Source organism: Pseudomonas sp. S60 (genome assembly GCF_016647865.1).
Classification (GTDB): Bacteria; Pseudomonadota; Gammaproteobacteria; order Pseudomonadales; family Pseudomonadaceae; genus Aquipseudomonas; species Aquipseudomonas parafulva.
In genome coordinates this window covers 1-19,840 of record NZ_JACVVH010000038.1, presented here as the reverse complement: position 1 = coordinate 19,840, position 19,840 = coordinate 1, and the positions used below count along the sequence as shown (strand labels likewise).

The window sequence follows — 19,840 nt, the reverse complement described above, 5'->3', positions numbered from 1 at the left end:
GATTTCGAACATGCGCCAAGCGCAAACCCTGCACTTCTCTACCCATGATGGCGTCGAGCTGCACTACCGCCACTGGCCTGCAACCCGCAACGAGTACCAGCCGCGCCGGGCGGTGGTGATGTTCCACCGCGGCCACGAACACGGCGGCCGCATGGCCCACCTGGCTGATGAGCTGGACATGCCGGGCTATGACTTCTTCGCCTGGGATGCCCGGGGCCATGGGCTTTCCCCAGGTGCACGGGGTGACAGCCCGGGCTTTGCCACCAGCGTGCGCGACGTACAGACGTTCATCGAGCACATTCAGGCCAGCCACGGTATCGCCGAGCAGGAACTTGTGGTGTTGGCACAAAGCGTCGGCGCTGTGCTGATCGCCACCTGGGCGCATGATTACGCGCCGAAGGTGCGCTGCCTGGTGCTGGCCTCACCGGCTTTCAAGGTCAAGCTGTACGTGCCCTTCGCCCGCCCTGGCCTGAAATTGCTCAAGGCTGTGCGCGGCAACTTTTTCGTCAACAGTTACGTCAAGCCAGGGTTGCTTACCCATGACCCGGAACGGGTGATGTCGTATACCGCCGACCCCCTCATCAGCCGGCCGATCTCAGTGACCATGCTGTTGGGGTTGTACGACGCTGCTGACCGTGTTGTTGCCGATGCGCAGGCGATACAGGTGCCAACGCAACTGCTGGTGTCCGGTGCCGACCTGGTGGTTGAGCGCCAGCCGCAGGAGCGCTTCTTCCACAACCTGGGCAGCACCCGCAAGGAAATGCACGTTCTACCCGGGTTCTTCCACGACACCTTGGGCGAACGCGACCGGGCACATGCCTTGCGCCGCATCGAGCGCTTTGTGGAGCACTGTTTCGCCAGCCCCTGCGCGGTGCCATCGCTGCTGGATGCGGACAAGACCGGCGCCACCTGCGCCGAAGCCGAAAGCCTGGCCGCACCGCTGCCGCACAACTCCCCGCGTGACCTGTACTGGCGCGCTACCAGGGCGGGGCTGCGGTTTGGCAGCGGGCTGTCGGAAGGCGTGAAGCTGGGCTTCGACACCGGGTTCGACTCTGGCAGCACCCTGGATTACGTGTACCGCAACAAGCCTTCCGGCAAAGGCTGGCTGGGTGCCCAAATAGACAAGAACTACCTCGATGCCATTGGCTGGCGCGGTATTCGCCAGCGCAAGCTGCACGTCGAAGAGCTGCTACGCCAGGCCATCAGCTGCTTGCATCAGGCTCAGCGCCCGGTGCACATCGTCGATATCGCAGCTGGCCACGGCCGCTACATTCTGGAAGCGCTGCAGCAGTTGGAGCAATTGCCAGACTCGATCCTGCTGCGTGATTACAGCCCCCTTAACGTGGAGCAAGGTTCGGCGTTGATCCAGGAGAAGGGGCTGGCCGACATTGCCCGCTTCGTTCAGGGCGATGCGTTTGATCGCCAGAGCCTGGCCTCGCTTGAACAACCGCCAACCCTGGCTGTGGTTTCCGGCTTGTATGAGCTGTTCGCCAGCAACCAGCTGGTGGGCAACTCACTCGCCGGGCTGGCCGATGCGATGGAAGATGGCAGCTACCTGGTCTACACCGGCCAGCCCTGGCACCCACAGCTGGAGATGATCGCCCGCGCACTTACCAGCCATCGCGAAGGCCAGGCCTGGGTGATGCGCCGTCGCAGCCAGGCCGAAATGGACCAGCTGGTGGAGGCGGCAGGCTTCCGCAAGCTCACCCAGCGTATCGATGAGTGGGGTATTTTCAGCGTCAGCCTGGCACAGCGGGTACGTTGAATGAACCCCACGCGCGAAGTCGGCCTGATACGCCGAGGGGTGTGCTGGCTGCTGTTGCTGGGGCCGCTGTTTTTCCTGAGCTATGGGCTGGCCAACAACTACGCCGCAGGGCGCAGCGATGTGGGCAGCCTGGTGTTCGGCTGGGAAACCCGCATGCCACTGTGGCCGTGGACGATCATCCCGTACTGGTCTATCGACCTGCTGTATGGCTTGTCGTTCCTGCTGCCGCGCACCCGGCAGGAGATGGACCGACATGCCCTGGCGTTACTGTCGGCGCAATTGATCTGCGTGGCCTGCTTCATCCTGTGGCCGCTGCGCTTTACCTTCGAGCGGCCAGCACTGGACGGGCTGTTTGGCTGGCTGTTCGACCTGCTGATGGGTTTTGACAAACCTTTCAACCAGGCGCCCTCGCTGCATATTGCCCTGTTGGTGATCATCTGGACGATGTTCGCCCGCCACGTGCACCGCCAGCCCTGGCGCTGGCTGGTACACGGCTGGATGGGGCTGATTGGCCTTTCGGTGCTGACCACCTGGCAGCATCACTTCATTGACCTGCCGACCGGTGCACTTGCAGGGCTGGTGTGCCTCTGGCTGTGGCCCGAGACAGGGCGGCTGCCTTGGCAAGGTGCACAGTTAGCACGGGATACCAAGCGCTGGCGCATCGCCTCGTACTACCTGGCAGGGGCACTGGTGTGCACCCTGGCGGCTGCCACTCTGCGCGGCGCCTGGCTGTGGCTGCTCTGGCCCTGCGTGTCATTGCTGCTGGTGGCACTGAACTATGCCGTGCTCGGGGCTTGCGGTTTTCAGAAAAATGCTGACGGGCATCTATCGGTGGCGGCTACCTGGCTATTAGGCCCCTACCTGCTCGGCGCCTGGCTCAACGCCCGAGTGTGGACGTGGCGCCACCCGCAGCCAAACGAAGTGTGCGACGGCGTTTACCTGGGGCGGATCCCGGCACGCACGCTGCCCTTTGCGGCCGTGGTCGACCTGTGCGCCGAATTGCCGTTTCTGGCCAAACCCAGCCCCACGGCAACCGGTGCACCCGAATACTACGAGCACTTCCCGGCGCTTGATCTGATCCCGCCGCCTGCGCAACTGCTGCGCCAGGCCGCCGCCCGTATCGAGCAGTTGCACAGCCAGGGCCCATTACTGGTTTGCTGCGCCTTGGGCTACTCCCGCAGTGCCTGCGCCGTGGCAGCCTGGCTGATAGTGAGCGGGCGCTGCGCCGACGCCCAGCAGGCCGAAGCGCTGGTCCGCAAGGCGCGCCCGGGCATCAGGCTGCATGCAGCACACCAACGGGTGCTGCAGCACCTGAGGAGGCCATTATGAGCCTCTGGGTCGTTGCCACCCTGCTACAGCGTGGTAGCCAACTGGAGCGTTTCTCGGACGGCCTTACCCTGCTGGCGCTTGCCTATGGTATGGCGCCCATGCTCGGTGTCACGGTGCACCCGCTCGCCACCCTGGCCTGCGCCGTATTGACCGCCCTGGGTGTGCTGCACAAGTACTGGGCGATTCGCGTCGGGCTGGATGCTGCATTGTTCGCCCACCTCGCCAACAGCCACGACCTGGCAGCGGATACCCTGGCGCTGGACCGGGCACTCATCGAGCTTTCGCTCAAACCGCAGGCGCCTGACCACCGCAACTGGCCCGAACGCAGCAGGGCCGCCTTGGCCCTGCTACGTCGCCAGGGCGTGTGCCTGGCGCTGCAAATCATGGTGGCCCTGGCTACCTTGCTGATACTGCCTTTCCACGGATGATGATCAACCCATGCTCGCCAACCTTACCGCCTACGTCATCACCTCTGCTGCACGCCTGATAACCGGCGCTCGCGCCCTGTGGCTGGGCTGCACACCGGAGCCCGTTCAGCGCCTGTACTTTGCCAACCACAGCAGCCACGGCGACTTCGTGCTGCTCTGGGCTTCGTTGCCACAGGCGTTGCGCAACCGTGCACGCCCGGTGGCAGGCGCGGATTACTGGGCCAAGCCCGGCATCCGCGACTTCCTGATCCGGCAGGTATTCAATGGCGTATTGATCAACCGCCAGCGTGACGAAGGCGGTGGCAACCCGCTGCAACCGGTACTGGACGCGGTGGCCCAGGGCGACTCGCTGATCTTTTTCCCCGAGGGTACCCGCAACCTGGGCGATGAGCCCTTGATGCCGTTCAGAAGCGGGCTTTACCACCTGGCAGCCGCCCACCCGCAGGTCGAACTGGTACCCGTCTGGATTGCCAACCTCAACCGGGTGATGCCCAAAGGCCGGGCTTTGCCGCTGCCGTTGCTGTGCACGCTGAGTTTCGGTGAACCCATGCACCTGCAGGCCGGTGAGACCAAGCAGGCGTTTCTCGATCGGGCCAGCCAGGCCCTGCTCAACCTTGCACCCAAGGATGCCTGACATGCACGACAATACCCTCTCGTTGTTCGCCGGCATTGGCGCCCTGCTGCTGCTCGCCAGCGTGATCGGCCGCTTGCTGAAATGGCGCGCAGGCCCCGGCCCCCATGCGGTCATCGATAACCTCAACGCCCGTATCAACGCCTGGTGGGTGATGGTGCTGGTGATCGGCATCGCCTTTTTGTTCGGCAAGTACGGGGTGATCGTGCTGTTCTACGGGGTGTCGTTCTATGCACTGCGCGAATTCATGACCCTCACCCCCACCCGGCGCAGTGACTACCCGGCACTGGTAGCGGCATTTTATGTGGCGCTGCCGGTGCAGTACGTGCTGATTGCCATGGACTGGTACGGCATGTTCAGCATCTTCATCCCCGTTTACCTGTTCCTGCTGCTGCCGATCCTGGCCAGCTTCGGCGGCGACACCACGCGCTTTCTGGAGCGGGCTTCAAAGGTACAGTGGGGGCTGATGATCGCGGTGTACTGCGTGTCCTCGGTACCCGCGCTGATGACCCTCGATATCCCCGGCTACGAGGGCCGCAACCTGTTGCTGATCGCCTGGCTGATCCTGGTGGTGCAGATCAGCGACGTGCTGCAGTACGTGTGCGGCAAACTGTTCGGCAAACACAAGGTCGCGCCCAACCTGTCACCGTCCAAGACGGTGGAAGGCCTGGCCGGTGGTGTGGCACTGGCGACGCTGATCGGCGCCTTGCTGTGCTGGATTACCCCCTTCACCTTCTGGCAGGCGGCGCTGATGGCCCTGGCCGTGAACGCCATGGGCTTCTTCGGCGGGCTGGTCATGTCGGCCATCAAGCGCGACCGTGGCGTGAAGGACTGGGGGCACATGATCGAAGGCCACGGCGGCATGCTCGACCGCATGGACTCGGTGTGCTTTGCCGCGCCGGTGTTCTTTCACTTTGTGCGGTATTGGTGGGCATAAGCCGCGCCACCGTCGATGGTCAGGTTCACGATGCAAGTTCACGCATGGCGGCAGAAGCGAGGAAGCCTGAACGGGAAGCGTAGCGATGATCGTGCCTGACTTTTTCATCGATACGCTGAAGCAGGTGCTCCGGCAGCGTCGCATTGAAACGGACCGCCCTGCCCAAGTAAGGCGTCACATCAAAATCCACAACGGCCCATACTCCACCTTGGTAGTCAGGGTTGGCCACATGTACATCAATTTCCTGCGGCTGCGGTAATGGCTCGTTGTCGGCGACAAGCCCTTCGGAGTGAAGCGCCAGCACTTCCTGTACAGCTTCAAGCGCTTTGGCGACAGTTGGACCGGCGGAGAAGCAACCGGCTACATCCGGCACGACTACCCCATACTCCGACTCGGGGTCTTTGTGCAAAACGACGGGGAACTTCATTGATTGTCTCCGTTGACATAGCTTGAGGCACTTGGTGACTTCATAATTGCGCGTCAGCTACCTGTCGGTATTTGGTGTGTACTCAACCTCATCAAAAATGAGCGAAGAGGACTTCACAGGATCCTCAGCGTTAGTGCTATCAGATGGTGCCTACCGCCTTGTAAGACATATCGCCTCAGTCAGTAAGAAACCGGTTTATGCTCCACCGGCACGGCATAGCGCGTCCAGGCACCTCGACGTCGAGTTCAGGCAACTCCGCGCTGGCCATACACCCTATGGTGACGGGTCATCCAACCAGTCACCAGGAGTTGTGCCATGTCCGATTTCATCACTGTGCTGCGTGAAACCTGCCCCACGCCGGTCGTGGACGCCACCAAGTGGAAACGTATCGGCGGCGAGCCGCACACCGTGAACCTCAATGCCTACCTGTCGGCCGACGGCAGCAAGATCATGGGCACCTGGATCTGCACCCCGGGCAAGTTCGAGGTCAACTACGACAAGTGGGAGTACTGCCACTTCCTCGATGGCTACTGCATCATCACCCCGGAAGGTGAAGCGCCCAAGCACCTCAAGGCTGGTGATGTGTTCGTGATCGAACCCGGCATGAAAGGCACGTGGGAAGTGGTCGAAACCGTACGCAAGTACTTCGTCTTCGCGTGACAGGCAGCCGCTTGGGCTACCCCCTGCGATAGGGCCGGAATAAAAAAACGGGGCCCGCACGCCCTTCCCTCTGGTGCGCAGTTACAGAGGGAGGGGCGCCAGGCCCACAGTAAACTCCACTGCTTGCATCAAGCCTTCTTGCGGTACCCCTCGACGATGGCAGAGAAATCTTTGCCACCTTCCCCGCGCAAGCTCATGGCCTGGTACAACTGTTGGGCGACGGCGCCAAGAATCACCGGCTGATGCGCCTGCCGCGCAGCTTCCGTGGCCAGCCCCAGGTCCTTGAGCATCAGCTCGGCACCGAAGCCGCCGGTGTAGCCGCGTGCCGCGGGTGCAGTCTCGATGACGCCTGGCCAGGGGTTATAGGTGTCCGAACTCCAGCACCGGCCTGTGGAACTGTTGATGATCCCCGCCAGCACCTGGGTATCGATGCCCAGCGCGTTGCCCAGGGCCATGGCCTCGGAAACTCCGATCATCGAAATACCCAGCAGCAGGTTGTTGCAGATCTTGGCGATCTGCCCGGTACCTACATCGCCGCAATGCACGATGTTACGGCCCATGTGCTCCAGCACCGGCTTGAGGGTGGCAAACAGTTCAGCACTGGCGCCGACCATGAAGGTCAAGGTGCCCGCCGCCGCGCCCCCGGTGCCACCAGAGACGGGTGCATCCCCCATGTCGACACCTTTGGCCGCAGCAGCCTTGCACACCTCGCGCGCCGTTTGTGGGTCGATGGTGCTGCAGTCAAGCGTAGGGGTGCCTGGGCGGATACCGGCCAGCACGCCGTCCTCGTTCAGGTACACGCTGCGCACATGGGCAGCGGCCGGCAGCATGGTGATGACCAGCTCGGCGGCAGCCGCTGCCTCCTTGGGCGAGGCGCTGATGTGCCCACCCAGTGCGGCAAGTTCTGCCAACACATCCTTGTTCAGGTCGAACAGTTCAAGCGCGTGCCCGGCCTTGATCAGGTTGCGGGCCATGGGTGCCCCCATGTTGCCCAAGCCGATGAATGCAATACGCATGCGGTACTCCTTAGCGCAGGCTGATGGTGGTGTTCACACCGTCATTGACACTGTCGTCATCGAACCAGCGCGCGGTGACGGTCTTGGTCTGAGTGTAGAACTGCACGACCTGCTTGCCGTACGGGCCAAGGTCGCCCAGCTTGGAGCCCCGCGAGCCGGTAAAGCTGAAGAAAGGCACAGGCACCGGAATGGGGATGTTGATGCCGACCTGGCCGATATCGATCTCGCTCTGGAACTTGCGCGCAGCCGCGCCGCTTTGGGTGAACAGGCCCGTGCCATTACCGAAGGGGTTGGCATTGACCAGGGCGATGGCTTCGTCGAGGGTATCCACCTCGAGGGTCACCAGCACCGGGCCGAAGATCTCCTGGGTGTACACCTGCATGTCGGTGGTGACGCCGGAGAACAGGGTGGGGCCGACGAAGTTGCCCTGCTCGTAACCGGGCACCTTCACATCGCGGCCATCGAGCTCCAGTTTAGCCCCCTCGCGGATGCCACTTTCGATCAGGCCAAGCACACGCTCCTTGGCGCGCCTGGAAACCACAGGGCCGACGTCGGTGCCAGGCTCGCTGCCGGCGTTCACCTTCAGCTTGCTGGCAGCCGCCTTGATGTCCGGCAGCCACTCCCGGGCCTTGCCCACCAACACCGCCACCGACGTGGCCATGCAACGCTGCCCGGCTGCCCCAAATGCGGCGCCGACCAAGGCATTGACGGTTTGCGTGCGGTTGGCGTCAGGCAGCACTACCGCATGGTTCTTCGCCCCCATCATCGACTGCACGCGCTTGCCGTGCTGGCTGGCCAGGTTGTACACGTGGGTACCCACCTCGGTTGAGCCCACGAACGAAATCGCCTTGATGTCCTTGTGCGTGCAGATGGCGTCCACCACCTGCTTGCCGCCATGCACCACGTTGAGCACGCCAGGCGGCACACCGGCTTCCAGCGCCAGTTCCACCAGCAACAGGGTGGAAAGCGGGTCCTGCTCGGAAGGCTTGAGCACGAAGGTATTGCCGCACACGATGGCCATGGGGAACATCCACAGGGGGATCATGGCGGGGAAGTTGAACGGGGTGATACCCGCACACACGCCGATCGGCTGGCGCAGCGTGTACGTGTCCACGCCGCCGGCCACGTTCTCGGCAAACTCGCCCATCTGCAGCGTACCGATGGACGCCGCGTGTTCCACCACCTCCAGCCCACGGAAAATATCGCCCTCGGCATCGGCGAGGGTTTTGCCTTGTTCGGCGCTGAGCACCTGGGCGATGCGCTTGCTGTGCTCGCGGATCAGCGCCTGCAGTTTGAGCATGATGCGCATGCGCGCACCAATCGGGGTGTCACGCCAGCTCACGAAGGCGCGCTGGGCTGCCGCCACCGCAGCGTCAACCTCCTGCACCGTGGCGAACGGCACACGTGCCAGCACTTGCTGGGTGGCCGGGTTGACGACGTCACGCCACTCCCCGGTGCTGGACGCCACCCATTGCCCGTCGATCAGCAGCTTTACCTGCTCGACTTTGGCCTGGTCGGGGGATTGCGGTGCATTCATCTGCGTTCTCCTTGGAATTATTGTCAGGACGAGATCGCCAGCGCCGGGCAAACGCGGGGTGGCGTTGAAAGGCATGTTTCGAGTATAGATGTGCAAACATCCAACAAGAACGCACAAAAAAACCGGATCATCATGCAAAAAGACCTCACATCCCTCAGCGCATTGAACTGGGACGACCTGAAGTTCTTTCTTGAAGTCGCCCGAACCCGCAAAGCCAGCAGCGCCGCCAAACGCCTGGGTGTGGACTACACCACGGTGTCCCGGCGTATCAGTTCACTGGAGGGCGCGCTGGGCACCTTGCTGTTCGAGAAGTCGCGTACCACAGGCTTCGTACTGACCGCGGAGGGCCAGCGCCTGCTGAGCTATGCAGAGACCATCGAAAGCACGCTGCACATGGCGTGCGAGCAGGTATCGGGGTCGGGTGTGGCGCTGTCCGGCCATGTGCGGATGGGCTGTACGGAAGGCTTCGGCAGCTTCTTCATCACCCCCCAGCTCAGCCATTTCGTTGAGGCCTACCCGGCAATCTCCGTGGACATCCTGCCGCTTCCGCACTTCATCAGCCTGTCCAAACGCGAGGCGGATATCGTCATCGCCCTGGAGCGACCAGAGCACGGGCCCTATGTATGCTGCAAGCTTTGCGACTACCGTTTGCGGCTGTACGCCACCCAGCCCTACCTCGACAGCCACACGCCGATAAAACAGGTAGCGGACCTGGCGGGGCACCCGTTCATCAGCTACGTCGATGACCTGGCGTTCAGCTCGGAGCTGCTGTACCTGGCCAACCTGATCCCCAGCGCAACGGCTCACCTGCGCAGCACCAGCGTGATCGCCCAGTACACGGCGGCCTTGCAGGGCCGTGGCCTGGCAATTCTGCCGTGTTTTCTGGCCGCACAAGACCCAAGGCTGGTGACGGTGTTGCCGGAGGAGGTAGAGGTGACGCGGCAATTCTGGATGTACTGCCGGGAGGACTTGCGCAAGTTGAAGCGGATTACCCTGCTGTGGGATTACATCCGTGAAGTCACAGAGCTGAACCGTTCAATGTTGCTGGGGGAGACGCACACTTGTCAGTTTCTGGGTTGAGGGGTTTGCCGTGGCGACAGCGTGATGGGGCTTTGCTGCACTGCGCAATCAACCAATGACTGCGCAGTGCCACGTGATGACGTTACTGCGAGGTGGCCAGGGTACATTTCTGCAGGTGTGCTTGCCCCACCTCTTCAGGCACAACCTCCAACTTTGCGCCCCCGACGAAGACGCCGATTTTAATAGACTGGCGCACGTAGTAGTTCTTGCCACCCACTGCCATCAAGTCAATCACATTGTCACTGAACTCCGATTCGGTACCCAGCTTGTGGGCACCGGGTGTGATCAACTTGTAAAAGTAAACACGGTTGGCTGTTTCACCGATGATTTTGCCGTCTAGCGTGACGGTTTTCTTCAAGCCCTGGCCCGCGAAGCTGTCACGGTAGATATACAAGCCTGCCTGGTCTGCAGGCGGGGCTGCGAAGGTTTTAAGGGCAGCGTCGGCCTCTGGAGCCTCCATCGGGACAGAAGCGCAGCCGGTCAGGATAGCGAGACCAATAGCAGCGGCAAACAGCTTAAGGCGGGACAGCATCGTGAGTTCCTTATCAAGAATGACTTCTGATGAGCGATTATTGGAACCGCGCATAAAAGGCATTATGCCATCACCAAAAATGTGAAGCGATCACTGGCATACAGAGAATACGCCTCGCGCAAACCGCCCTACACCTCTTCCAGCATCAACCCGGAAATGCGCCGCACCTTACGCGCCACCGCCTCTTCAAAGATCCCCTGGCGTGGCTCGACCAGGGTGAAGCAGTGCTTGGCCCGGGTGATGCCGGTGTACACCAGTTCTTTGGTCAGTACCGGGTTCAGTGCATCGGGTAGCACCAGGGCGGTATGGCCAAACTCCGAACCCTGAGATTTGTGCACGGTCATGGCGAACACGGTTTCCACTTCGTTCAGCCGGCTGGGCAGTACGAAGCGCACGCCACCGCTGCCATCGTTACGCGGGAACGCCACACGCAGCAGGGGCATACCCTGCTCGTCCGGCAGGCGCAGGGCGATGCCGATGTCACCGTTCATCAGGCCCAGGCCGTAGTCATTGCGGGTCACTAGCACCGGGCGGCCTTCGTACCAAGGCTGCTGGGTGTCGATCAGGCCGGCAGTGTGCAGCACCCGCGCGACACGCTCGTTGAGGCCCTCGACACCCCAGGCACCCCGGCGCACGGCGCACAGCAGCTGGAAGTCTTCGAAGCTGTGCAGTACCCGGGCAGCCCAGTGCTCCCAGGCCGGGTCATCGAATGCGGTGCCCTGGGCCGGCCGATAGCGGCCAAGGGTGCGCAGGTAGCTTCGATAGCCCTGGGGGCCGTCGACGCCCAGGTTGAGGCCATCGAGCAGCAGCCGGTCGAGGGCGCGGTCGTGCTCCTGTTTCAAGGCCAGGCTGTGAACATCGGCCGGGGGCTTGGCCAGCAGGTTGCGTGCGCCGTCGCTGTCCTGGCGGTTGACCAGCCGTGCCAGCTGGCCAATGCCGCTACCCTCGCCGAAACGCCGGGAAAACCGCAGCATCACCACCTGCTGTGCCAGTGGGTGACGGTGGGCATCACCGCTTGTGAGGCCGCTGCCTGCCAGCGACTGGCCGCCAATGCCTTCGAGCCATGCCTGGGTGGCCGGGGAATAGCAACCCTGCTCTGCATCCCGGCACAGGTCGCCGAGTACCGCGCCCGCCTCTACCGATGCCAGCTGGTCCTTGTCCCCCAGCAGCACCAGCCGTGCCTTGGGCGGCAGGGCATCGAGCAAGTTGGCCATCATCTCCAGGTCGATCATGGAGGCCTCATCGACCACCAGCACGTCCAGCGGCAAAGGGTTGCCAGCATGGTGGCGGAAGTGCCGCGACCCAGGGCGGCTGCCCAGCAGGCGGTGGACGGTGCTGACCTCGGTGGGGATATGCCCACGCACCTCATCACTCACCTGCAGGCGCTCGACCTGCTGGCCAATGGACTCGGTAAGCCGCGCAGCAGCCTTGCCGGTGGGGGCGGCCAGGCGGATGCGCAGCGGCCTGCCCTGCTCCACCGCCGGCGCCTGCAGCAAGGCCAGCAGGCGCACCACCGTGGTGGTCTTGCCGGTGCCGGGCCCCCCGGTGATGATGCTGAAACCGGCCCGCGTCGCCAGGGCACAGGCCAGCTTCTGCCAGTCCACCTGCCCGGGTGACTCACCCGCCTCGAACAACTGGGCGAGGCGGGCGGGCAAGTCGGCGGGCAAGGCTTCTGCCTGGGTCAGCCGCAGGCGCAGGTTGTGATCGATCCGCCGTTCGTAGCTCCAGTAACGGCGCAAGTACAGGCGCTCGCCGCTGAGCACCAGTGGCCGGGTGTGCTGGCCGGGCGCATTGCCAGCCGCAACCAGCGGGCTTGCGGCGATGCGCTGGCGCCAAGCGTGCAGGTCGAGGTTGGCCAACAACTGCGAAGGCAACAGCAACGGCCCGATCAGGGCATCGCCCTCGGGTGGCAACGACAGCGCGAAGTCTGGCTCGGCCAGGGTCTGCTGCAGGTCCAGGCAGACATGCCCGTGGCCCAGCTGGTGGCTGGCCAGGGCAGCGGCCAGCAACAGCAGTGGGTCGCTGCCCGGCGCGCGCTCCTCGAGAAATGACACGAACGCGCGGTCCAGGGCACGCAGCCAGCCGCGCTCCACCCAACGGTCGAGCAGTTGCAACAGGTCATTGCTGTTGCGCTGGGGCGCCAGTGCCAGCAAGTGCTCGGCCTGCAGCGGCGTGGGTAACAGGTCCATCAAGGTGCGGCTCATGGCTCGACTCCGGCAAACAGGTCCTGCTGCACGGGCGGATGCTCGCCCCGGAACAGCGCATCAAGGCCTTCGATAAGCGCACGCGGGGGCCGGGTGTGGTACACGCCATGCCCGCTGCTGCTGGCCCCGCGCAGGAAAATGAACAGCGCACCGCCCACGTGGCGGTCGTAGTCGTAGTCCGCCAGCCGAGCCCGCAGTTGGCGGTGCAAAGCCAGCAGGTAGAGGACGTACTGGAGGTCGTAGCGGTGTTCGAGGATGGCGCGCTGCATGGCCGCGTGGTCATAGGCCTGGATATCCGGGCCCAGCCAGTTGGACTTGTAGTCGGTGACGTAGTAGCGCCCGTCCAGCTCGAACGCCAGGTCGATGAAACCCTTGAACATCCCGTTGAGCAGCGTGGGTTGAGCCGCCGGGCGCGGCTGCCCAGGGTGGGTATGGTGTGCTACCAGGCGGTCGAGCTGCTGCGCATCGACCTGATGGCTGGCGAACCAGAACTCCATCTCTACCTGGTAGCGGCTCAGTTGGCCCAGGGTCAGGCTGAGGCCGCCTGCTGCCAGCGGCAAAGGTTCGGTCAGCAGGCGGGCCAGCCATTCGGTCAATGTGGGTATGAACCCTTCCCAGCCACGGCGATTGCAGCGTTGCCCGACCGTACGTTCGATCAGGCTAGCGTCGCTGGCCACCTTGTCGAAGCCTTCACGGCCCGCCCACTCCAGCAGCCCGTGCAGGAAGGTACCCGGGTTCGGACCGCGGGGGAAACGGTGGATATCGCCACTGCCTGCCGCCACTTCGCGCAGGGCCGTGGCATCAACCCATTCGTCATCCAGCAGTTGTTGGGCCTGGGAACTGTCGGCGCCCAACGCCTGGTCACCTATGCGCAAGGCGCTGTACGAGGCGATCCACCAGTGCTCGGCTGCCGAGCGCCGCGGGGTGCGCGCCGCCACCAGCTCACGCTGGGCATGGGGCATGCGGTAATGCTGGGCTTCAGCCGTTGGCAGGCCTGGGCAGGTGATGTGCGGGCTGGTGTCTGCCAGCGTTTGCAGCCATACCGTCAATTGCTGGGAATCAGCCAGTTCCGCGCCCCCGCCCAACAGGTAACCCAAGGCCGACCGGTGCAGCTGTGAGCGTTTGTGGTTACCACGCTTGAGGTCGGCGACACCCAGCCAGCAGGCATGCTGGGCGCGAGTCAGGGCCACGTACAGCAACCGCAGGTCCTCGGCCAGGCGCTCGTCGTCGGCGCGTTCGATCTGCTGCGCGTCGGGGGTCAGGGTGAGGTGGGCATTGCCTTGGCCGTCATGCCAGGCCAGCGGCAGGCGGCTACCGTCCACCGGCTTGCTGGTGCAGATGAACGGCAGGTAGACCAGGGGATATTCCAGCCCCTTGGACTTATGGATGGTCACCACCTTGACCAGTTGCTCATCACTCTCCAGGCGCAGAATCTGCTCTTCGCCCGCCTGGCCGGCATTGGCCAGTTGCTCGGCCAGGTGACGGATCAATGCTTGCTCACCGTCCAGCTCACCGGCTGCCTGTTGCAGCAGCTCGGCCAGGTGCAGCAGGTTGGTGAGCACCCGCTCGCCGTCAGTGCGGCGGATGAGCGTGCGCGGCAGCTCGAAGTCGTGCAGCAGGTGCCGCAGCATCGGCAACACGCCCTGGCGCTGCCAGGTTTCACGGTAAGCGCGAAAGCGCATGACCCAGTCTTCCCAAACCCGCTCGTCCTGGTTGAGGCGGTCCAGCGCGGTGAGCGACAGGCCGAGGGTGACGCTGGCCAGGGCCGCTTTGAGCAAGCGCTCCGAATCTGGCTCTGCGCAGGCCTTCAGCCAAGCCAGCAGGTCATGTGCCTCCTGTGCGCTGAACACCGAGTCCTTGTCGGACAGGTAGACGCTGCGCACACCTCGTGCAGCGAGCTCTGCACGCACCAGCTGCGCCTCATGCCCATCACGCACGAGGATGGCGATGTCTGACGGCAGGCAGGGACGCAGCTCGCCCTGTGCGTTCTGGAAGCCTGCCATACCCTGCTGGCCGCCGTTGAGCAGCGAGACGATATGGCTGGCACAACTGGCTGCCATCTCCTTGCGGTACAGGCTCCCGGAAACGGGTGCATCACTTGCCAGTTGCCAGCACTGCAAGGCGGCACACGGCTGCCCGTCGAGCATCAGTTGCTCGCTGCGGCCCTTGGCGCGCACGGCAATGAAGGGCAACGGGTTGTCCTCGGCTTCACGGAACAGAAACGCGCCCCGCCCTGCCGCGCGGGTTTCGGCCTGCAGAAACACCTGGTTCACCGCCGCGACCATGGCCTTGCTGGAGCGGTAGTTGGTGTCCAGGCTGTGCAAGCGCCCATGGGTGGCGCGCCGTGCAGCCAGATAAGTGTAGATATCGGCGCCGCGGAAGGCATAGATGGCCTGCTTGGGGTCGCCGATCATGAACAGGCCGGTTTCGGCGCGGTTTTCACCGATTTGATAGATGCGTTCGAAAATGCCGTATTGCACGGGGTCGGTATCTTGGAACTCGTCGATGAGCGCCACCGGGAACTGCTCGCGCACCAGGCTGGCCAGGCGTTCCCCGGCATCACCGTTCAAGGCGTGCTGCAAGCGCAGCAGCATGTCGTCGAAGCCCATCTCGGCGCGGCGGCGTTTCTCCACCTCGAACCTGGCAGCCACCCAACCCGCCGCGTGCTCAAGCAACGCGGCGTCGGGGGTGGCCAGGGCCTGCAGGTTCTGCTGCAGGGTTTGCATGGCGTCCAGCGCCGGGTGCGTGGGTGGCTCGCCGACCTTCCAGGCCTCGGCCATGCCCGCAGGCGTCAGGCGGGTGAAGCCGGTCCCCAGGTCCAGCTCAACGCACTGCGGGTCGGCGGCCCAAAGGGCGAGTTTGTCGAACCAGGGTTCGAAATAGCGGGCCTGCATCTTGCGCCCATCCACCTGCTTGGCTGCCAGGGCATCACGGCAAACCTGCCGCAGCTCTTCGGCCCAGGCTGCCCACGGCGCTTTCAGCTGGGCCAGTTGCCCGTCGCGTTCACGCAGCGCGGCGTCGATCAGGGCCTCAGGGTCAGGCCCTGACGGTTCGGTGCGCACCCGCCCGAACAGGGGCCGGATGCGGGGCAGCAAGGCATCAGGGCTGCCCCAATGGCTGCGCACCCAGGCCAGTGCCTGGTTTTGCATGCCGTAGCAGAAACGCCGCCAGTAGTCGCGCATGACCTGGCCCAGCAGCTCGCTGTGGTCGGTTTCCAGGGTCTGAGTGAACAGGCTACCACTGTCAAAAGCATGTTCACGCAGCATGCGCTGGCACCAGCCGTGAATGGTCGAGACAGCGGCCTCGTCCATCCATTGCACGGCGATTTCCAGGCGCCCGGCGCAACGGGGCCAGGCGTCCTGCGGGTAGTCATCACGCAGTTGCACCAGCAGCGGGTCGGCGGCTTCCAGTTCACCCCGGAAAAACCGCGCTGCCTCCGCCAGGCGCGTACGAATACGCTCGCGCAGTTCTTTGGTAGCGGCATCGGTGAAGGTCACCACCAGGATCTGAGGTGGCAGCAGTTCGCGGGCAAAGCCGTGCTCGCCACCGTGGCCAAGGATCAGGCGCAGGTACAGCGCAGAGATGGTGAAGGTCTTGCCGGTGCCGGCGCTGGCCTCGATCAGTTGGCTGCCGTGCAGGGGGAAGGTCAAGGCCAGTGGGCGGTCCTGGGTCATGCGGCTGTCTCCGGGTTGCCCAGGGTCTGCCAGGGGGCATCGAACAGGGGGCGATACAAGGTTTCACACCAGCCTTCGAAGGTTTCGTCAGCGGTAAGCGCGGCAAAATCGCGGAACTGCCGGGCCAGGGCGACGCTCTCGTCACGCTCGCCACCGCTGTTGCGCTCATCGCCTTCATAGGCGCGGGCTGCCGCCGCCAGGGCTTTATCGCTGTCATCCTGGCCCAGCCAGGCGAAGGCTGTTTTCGGCGCGACCGGCAACGGCGCGCTCATGCCTGCCTGGCGAGCCACCATCAGCTCGCCGAGCCGTTGCGCGGCCTGTTGCGGGTCAAGCGGGGGCAGTAGCAAGGTCAGGTCACTGGCTACCAGGGCGCTGTGATAGGGATACCCGGCGGCGCACGCCGCCAGGTGGATGACCCAGGGCGCGATCAGGCGGTGCCACTTGAGGCTGTTTCGCCCGGCGCTGAGGGTGTTGGGCACGGTAGTGATGCTCAACAGGCTCTGGTCGTCAGACTGGAACACCCGGCCAAGCCAGCCTTCCAGGCGGTGCGGCCCCTGCTCGAAATGCACCGGCAAGGCGCCGTCCACCTGCGTCGGCCACCGGGCCAGGAGCTGCTGGTGACGCTGCAGCAGGTTGGGCAACGGTTCGATCAATTCATCCTGCAACAGCTGGCCAAAGCCCGCCAGCGGCAGCAGCCCGCAGGCCTGCAGGCGTCGGGCCTGAGTGTGCAGGGCGTGCTGCGCGTTGGCCGGGTCGGCCAGCGCTGCGCCCAGCAGGCTTTCGCTGGCGGCGTAGCGTTGCAACGCATCGAGCACAAAGGGCTCTTCGTCCGGTGTTGGGGCTTCCAGCGCCTCAAAGTAAACCTTCAGTCGCTGACTGAAGAAGTGCCTGACCGGGTGACGCAGAAAGTCACTCAGTTGGTTCAGGCTGAGCGGTTCATCATCGATGAAAGGCTCCAGCGCTTCGGCCGGGTTGTCCACAGGAGCCTGCTGGTGCAGTACCTGCCACTCGTGGGCATAGCTGAACAGCGGGCTGCCGCGCTCGAAGTAGCGCGGGCTGAATGGCTGCAGCGGGTGTTCCTGGGTCAGGGTATGCAGCAACTGCTCACCTGCGGCCTGCAGGTCGTGCTGCTCGGCGCCAGGCAGGCGCCAACCGGCAGCAATGTGATCACGCAACTGGCCAATGAGCACCGAAGCGGGGCGCTCGCTGTTGTCGCGAATGCTGCGCCCGACCCAACTGACATACAGCTGATCCCGGGCCGAAAGCAGTGCCTCAAGCAGCAGGTAGCGGTCGTCCTCGCGCCGGGAGCGATCACCGGGGCGGTAGTCACTGGCCATGAGATCGAAGTCGAGCGGCTGCTGCGCACGCGGGTAGTCACCGTCGTTCATGCCCAGCAGGCAGACCACCCGAAACGGAATGGCGCGCATGGGCATGAGGGTGCAGAAATTTACCGAGCCGGCCAGAAAGCGCTGGGACAATTTGCCTTCATCCAGCCCAGACAACCAAGCCTCACGCACTACCGTCAACGGCAACGGGTCTTGCAGGCCCACTGTTTCGCACACCTGCAGCCAGGTTTCGCGAAGGTCCTGCAACTGCATTAGCAGAAATTCGTCGCGTTCGTCGTCGGCAACGAAAAACACCTGCAACAGGGCATTCAGGCGCTCGCCCCACTGCTCGACGGTAGCCGGCGTGGCCAACGCTTCGCAGGCAACCTCAAGCGCATCGAGCAAGGCGACCAGCGGGCCAATCAATGCCGCGTCCAGGCCACCGATTTCGTCGTAGGGCTCAATGCCGTCGCACGCTTCCCCGATACCCACGGCATAACCCAGCAGCATGCGGCGCAGGCCAAAGCGCCAGGAGTTTTGCTCGAGGCCGCCGGGCAAACCAAGGCTGGCCCGCTGTTCAGCATTCAACCCCCAACGAATACCTGCACCCTCGATCCAGCGGTGCAGGGTGGGCAAGTCTGCTTCGCGGATGCCAAAGCGGGCACGCACTGCCGGCACATCCAGCAGGTCGAGCACTTCACTCACGGCAAAACGGCTCTCCGGCAGCTTCAGCAGGTGCTCCAGGGCGATCAACAGCGGCTCGCGTCCACGCTGGCCTTGGTCGGTCAGGGTGAAGGGGATATGACGGGGGTCTTTGCGGGGCAACTGGCCGAACACCGCGCGGATGTGCGGCGCGTAGGTGTCGATATCCGGCAGCATGACGATCACGTCGCGCGGGCGCAATGTAGCATCGGCGCTGAACCGGGCAAGCAGCTGATCGTGAAGAATTTCCACTTCACGCTGCGGGCTGTGGGCAATGTGGAAGCGCACCGAGCGATCACTGACTGGATCCACCGGCCCCCACAATGCGCGGGATTCAGCGAGCGGGCGCAGTTCCAGGATGTCGTCCTGGAGTTGGTTGAGCACTGTGGCGGGGTTGCCATCACTGAACAGGTCGATGCGGCCGTCGCTGAATACGCCCTGATAGCTGCCGGGGTCGTCGTAGCTGTCGAGCAGGTTGATGTAGTCGCGGCCTTGCTTGCCCCAAGCCGCCAACAGCGGGTGGGCGTGCTGGTGCAGCGACTGATCGTCCAGTTGCAGGGGCATGCCTTGCTTGCGCTGCTGGCGCTTGTACTGGTGTCGCAACAGGTCCTTGTCGGCAACGATGTCAGCCCAATGGTGCCGGCAGGGGTTGTGCACGCATAGCAGTACCTGGCTGAACCGGGCCAGGCCGGCCAACGCCTCCAGCGCCTGGGCGGGGAGCGAGGAAATACCGAACACGATTACCCGTTGTGGCAGCCCGGCAGGTGCCTGCTGCAACTGATCAATGCATTCGATGAAGCGCTGGTGCACACCGGCGCGGCTCTGGGCCATGCCTTGCTGGCCGACGTCTTCCAGTAACGCGCGCCACAGCTCGGCCTGCCAACGGTTGCCCGCCGGCAGTGGCTTGCGCTCGCCGCGGGCGGTGATGACGATGTGGTCGCCAGCAGCCCAGGCCTTGAGCCAGTCGGCTCGGTAAACCTGGTACTGGTCAAACAGGTCTGCCAGGCGCTCAGCCAGCTGATAACGCTTGCGCAGGTCGCTGTCGTCGGTCAGAAAGCGCCGCAGTGGCTCGAAGTGCTGTTGCTCCACCAGCGTGGGCAGCAGGCGCATCAGGCGCCAGGTCAAGGGTGACTTGTCGAGCAGTGAAACCTCGGGGATTTCCTCGCGGCCCAGCACGCTGCGGTACAACTGCCACATGAAGCTGCCGGGAAGCTGCACGTCAATGGCTGCGGCGATACCACAACCGCCCTGGTCGTCTTCAAGCGGGTCTTCTGCCAGGGCCAACTTGAGCCACTGGGCAATGCCATTGCTTTGCACCAGGGCGATTTCATTCTCCAGTGGCGCCAGCGGGTAGCGGCGCATCCAGCTCACGACCAGGCTTCGCAGGTCGTCGAGGCGGTTGCCATGGACGATCATGAAACCGGGGTGCAGGCAGCTGTTGGACATCGGCAGGTCTCTGGCGGGCGCGGGTGACGTGATGGGGAACGATATCACGGGGCTGGGGAGTTTCTAGCCCACAAAGACAAAACCCCTACCTGCATGCGCAGATAGGGGTTTTGCGAAATGAATCTTGACGATGACCTACTCTCACAT

14 protein-coding genes are annotated in these 19,840 nt (G+C 63.8%); 7 read left to right on the top strand and 7 right to left on the bottom strand.

Translation table 11 applies throughout. The annotated features are described in order from the left end of the window. Positions 1-10: 10 nt before the first annotated feature. Genes IAE33_RS18300 through IAE33_RS18280 form a run of 5 tightly spaced genes read left to right on the top strand, consistent with a single transcriptional unit; the run spans position 11 to position 5,090 of the window. Positions 11-1,765: a bifunctional alpha/beta hydrolase/class I SAM-dependent methyltransferase gene (locus tag IAE33_RS18300; RefSeq protein WP_201164548.1), complete on the top strand. Its 1,755-nt coding sequence runs from the start codon at positions 11-13 to the stop codon at positions 1,763-1,765. After that, complete coding sequence (locus IAE33_RS18295) at positions 1,766-3,094, top strand: phosphatase PAP2/dual specificity phosphatase family protein (protein ID WP_201164547.1); 1,329 nt, start codon at positions 1,766-1,768, stop codon at positions 3,092-3,094. Further along, entirely contained in the window at positions 3,091-3,522 is a 432-nt protein-coding gene (locus tag IAE33_RS18290) for a hypothetical protein (RefSeq protein WP_201164546.1), read from the top strand. Before IAE33_RS18295 ends, IAE33_RS18290 begins: the two co-directional genes overlap by 4 nt. Positions 3,523-3,532: 10 nt before the next feature. After that, complete coding sequence (locus IAE33_RS18285; RefSeq protein WP_201164545.1) at positions 3,533-4,156, top strand: lysophospholipid acyltransferase family protein; 624 nt, start codon at positions 3,533-3,535, stop codon at positions 4,154-4,156. 1 nt (position 4,157) lies between these two features. Beyond that, positions 4,158-5,090, top strand: coding sequence for a phosphatidate cytidylyltransferase (locus IAE33_RS18280; protein WP_201164544.1), 933 nt, complete (start codon positions 4,158-4,160; stop codon positions 5,088-5,090). Between the two features lie 25 nt (positions 5,091-5,115). Here the strand turns inward: IAE33_RS18280 and IAE33_RS18275 are convergent, their stop codons facing one another. Beyond that, the gene (locus IAE33_RS18275) at positions 5,116-5,517 is read right to left on the bottom strand and encodes a type II toxin-antitoxin system HicB family antitoxin (protein ID WP_201164543.1); all 402 of its coding nucleotides are present in this window, start codon (positions 5,515-5,517) and stop codon (positions 5,116-5,118) included. Positions 5,518-5,832: 315 nt separating this feature from the next. Between IAE33_RS18275 and IAE33_RS18270 the strand changes: the two genes are divergently transcribed. Further along, positions 5,833-6,177: a cupin domain-containing protein gene (locus IAE33_RS18270; RefSeq protein WP_028633348.1), complete on the top strand. Its 345-nt coding sequence runs from the start codon at positions 5,833-5,835 to the stop codon at positions 6,175-6,177. A gap of 128 nt (positions 6,178-6,305) precedes the next feature. Here IAE33_RS18270 and mmsB read toward each other — a convergent pair whose 3' ends face one another. Both mmsB and IAE33_RS18260 read right to left on the bottom strand, forming a co-directional pair. Then, positions 6,306-7,193 (bottom strand): 3-hydroxyisobutyrate dehydrogenase, encoded by an 888-nt coding sequence (gene mmsB, locus IAE33_RS18265; RefSeq protein WP_028633349.1) that lies wholly within the window; start codon positions 7,191-7,193, stop codon positions 6,306-6,308. A 10-nt stretch (positions 7,194-7,203) separates the two neighbouring features. Then, positions 7,204-8,730, bottom strand: coding sequence for a CoA-acylating methylmalonate-semialdehyde dehydrogenase (locus IAE33_RS18260; RefSeq protein ID WP_201164542.1), 1,527 nt, complete (start codon positions 8,728-8,730; stop codon positions 7,204-7,206). Positions 8,731-8,862: 132 nt separating this feature from the next. Between IAE33_RS18260 and IAE33_RS18255 the strand changes: the two genes are divergently transcribed. Continuing rightward, on the top strand, positions 8,863-9,810 hold the full coding sequence (locus IAE33_RS18255; RefSeq protein WP_201164541.1) for a LysR family transcriptional regulator: 948 nt from the start codon (positions 8,863-8,865) through the stop codon (positions 9,808-9,810). A gap of 82 nt (positions 9,811-9,892) precedes the next feature. Here the strand turns inward: IAE33_RS18255 and IAE33_RS18250 are convergent, their stop codons facing one another. The 4 genes from IAE33_RS18250 to recC all read right to left on the bottom strand — a co-directional run bounded on the left by IAE33_RS18250 (position 9,893) and on the right by recC (position 19,693). Further along, complete coding sequence (locus tag IAE33_RS18250; RefSeq protein WP_236406889.1) at positions 9,893-10,405, bottom strand: DUF2846 domain-containing protein; 513 nt, start codon at positions 10,403-10,405, stop codon at positions 9,893-9,895. A 65-nt stretch (positions 10,406-10,470) separates the two neighbouring features. Further along, on the bottom strand, positions 10,471-12,546 hold the full coding sequence (gene recD / locus IAE33_RS18245) for an exodeoxyribonuclease V subunit alpha (protein WP_201164540.1): 2,076 nt from the start codon (positions 12,544-12,546) through the stop codon (positions 10,471-10,473). Beyond that, positions 12,543-16,220, bottom strand: a complete 3,678-nt coding sequence (gene recB, locus IAE33_RS18240; RefSeq protein WP_201164539.1) for an exodeoxyribonuclease V subunit beta — start codon at positions 16,218-16,220, stop codon at positions 12,543-12,545. The genes recD and recB overlap by 4 nt, the downstream gene beginning before the upstream one ends. Beyond that, entirely contained in the window at positions 16,217-19,693 is a 3,477-nt protein-coding gene (gene recC, locus IAE33_RS18235; RefSeq protein ID WP_201164538.1) for an exodeoxyribonuclease V subunit gamma, read from the bottom strand. Before recC ends, recB begins: the two co-directional genes overlap by 4 nt. Between the last annotated feature and the right edge of the window lie 147 nt (positions 19,694-19,840).

Coding starts and splice junctions, on each gene's coding strand:
- IAE33_RS18280 (WP_201164544.1), top strand. CDS start 4,158: ATGCACGACAATACCCTCTCGTTGTTCGCCGGCATTGGCGCCCTGCTG.
- IAE33_RS18255 (WP_201164541.1), top strand. CDS start 8,863: ATGCAAAAAGACCTCACATCCCTCAGCGCATTGAACTGGGACGACCTG.
- IAE33_RS18295 (WP_201164547.1), top strand. CDS start 1,766: ATGAACCCCACGCGCGAAGTCGGCCTGATACGCCGAGGGGTGTGCTGG.
- recB (WP_201164539.1), bottom strand. CDS start 16,220: ATGACCCAGGACCGCCCACTGGCCTTGACCTTCCCCCTGCACGGCAGC.
- recD (WP_201164540.1), bottom strand. CDS start 12,546: ATGAGCCGCACCTTGATGGACCTGTTACCCACGCCGCTGCAGGCCGAG.
- mmsB (WP_028633349.1), bottom strand. CDS start 7,193: ATGCGTATTGCATTCATCGGCTTGGGCAACATGGGGGCACCCATGGCC.
- recC (WP_201164538.1), bottom strand. CDS start 19,693: ATGTCCAACAGCTGCCTGCACCCCGGTTTCATGATCGTCCATGGCAAC.
- IAE33_RS18270 (WP_028633348.1), top strand. CDS start 5,833: ATGTCCGATTTCATCACTGTGCTGCGTGAAACCTGCCCCACGCCGGTC.
- IAE33_RS18260 (WP_201164542.1), bottom strand. CDS start 8,730: ATGAATGCACCGCAATCCCCCGACCAGGCCAAAGTCGAGCAGGTAAAG.
- IAE33_RS18275 (WP_201164543.1), bottom strand. CDS start 5,517: ATGAAGTTCCCCGTCGTTTTGCACAAAGACCCCGAGTCGGAGTATGGG.
- IAE33_RS18285 (WP_201164545.1), top strand. CDS start 3,533: ATGCTCGCCAACCTTACCGCCTACGTCATCACCTCTGCTGCACGCCTG.
- IAE33_RS18250 (WP_236406889.1), bottom strand. CDS start 10,405: ATGCCTTTTATGCGCGGTTCCAATAATCGCTCATCAGAAGTCATTCTT.
- IAE33_RS18290 (WP_201164546.1), top strand. CDS start 3,091: ATGAGCCTCTGGGTCGTTGCCACCCTGCTACAGCGTGGTAGCCAACTG.
- IAE33_RS18300 (WP_201164548.1), top strand. CDS start 11: ATGCGCCAAGCGCAAACCCTGCACTTCTCTACCCATGATGGCGTCGAG.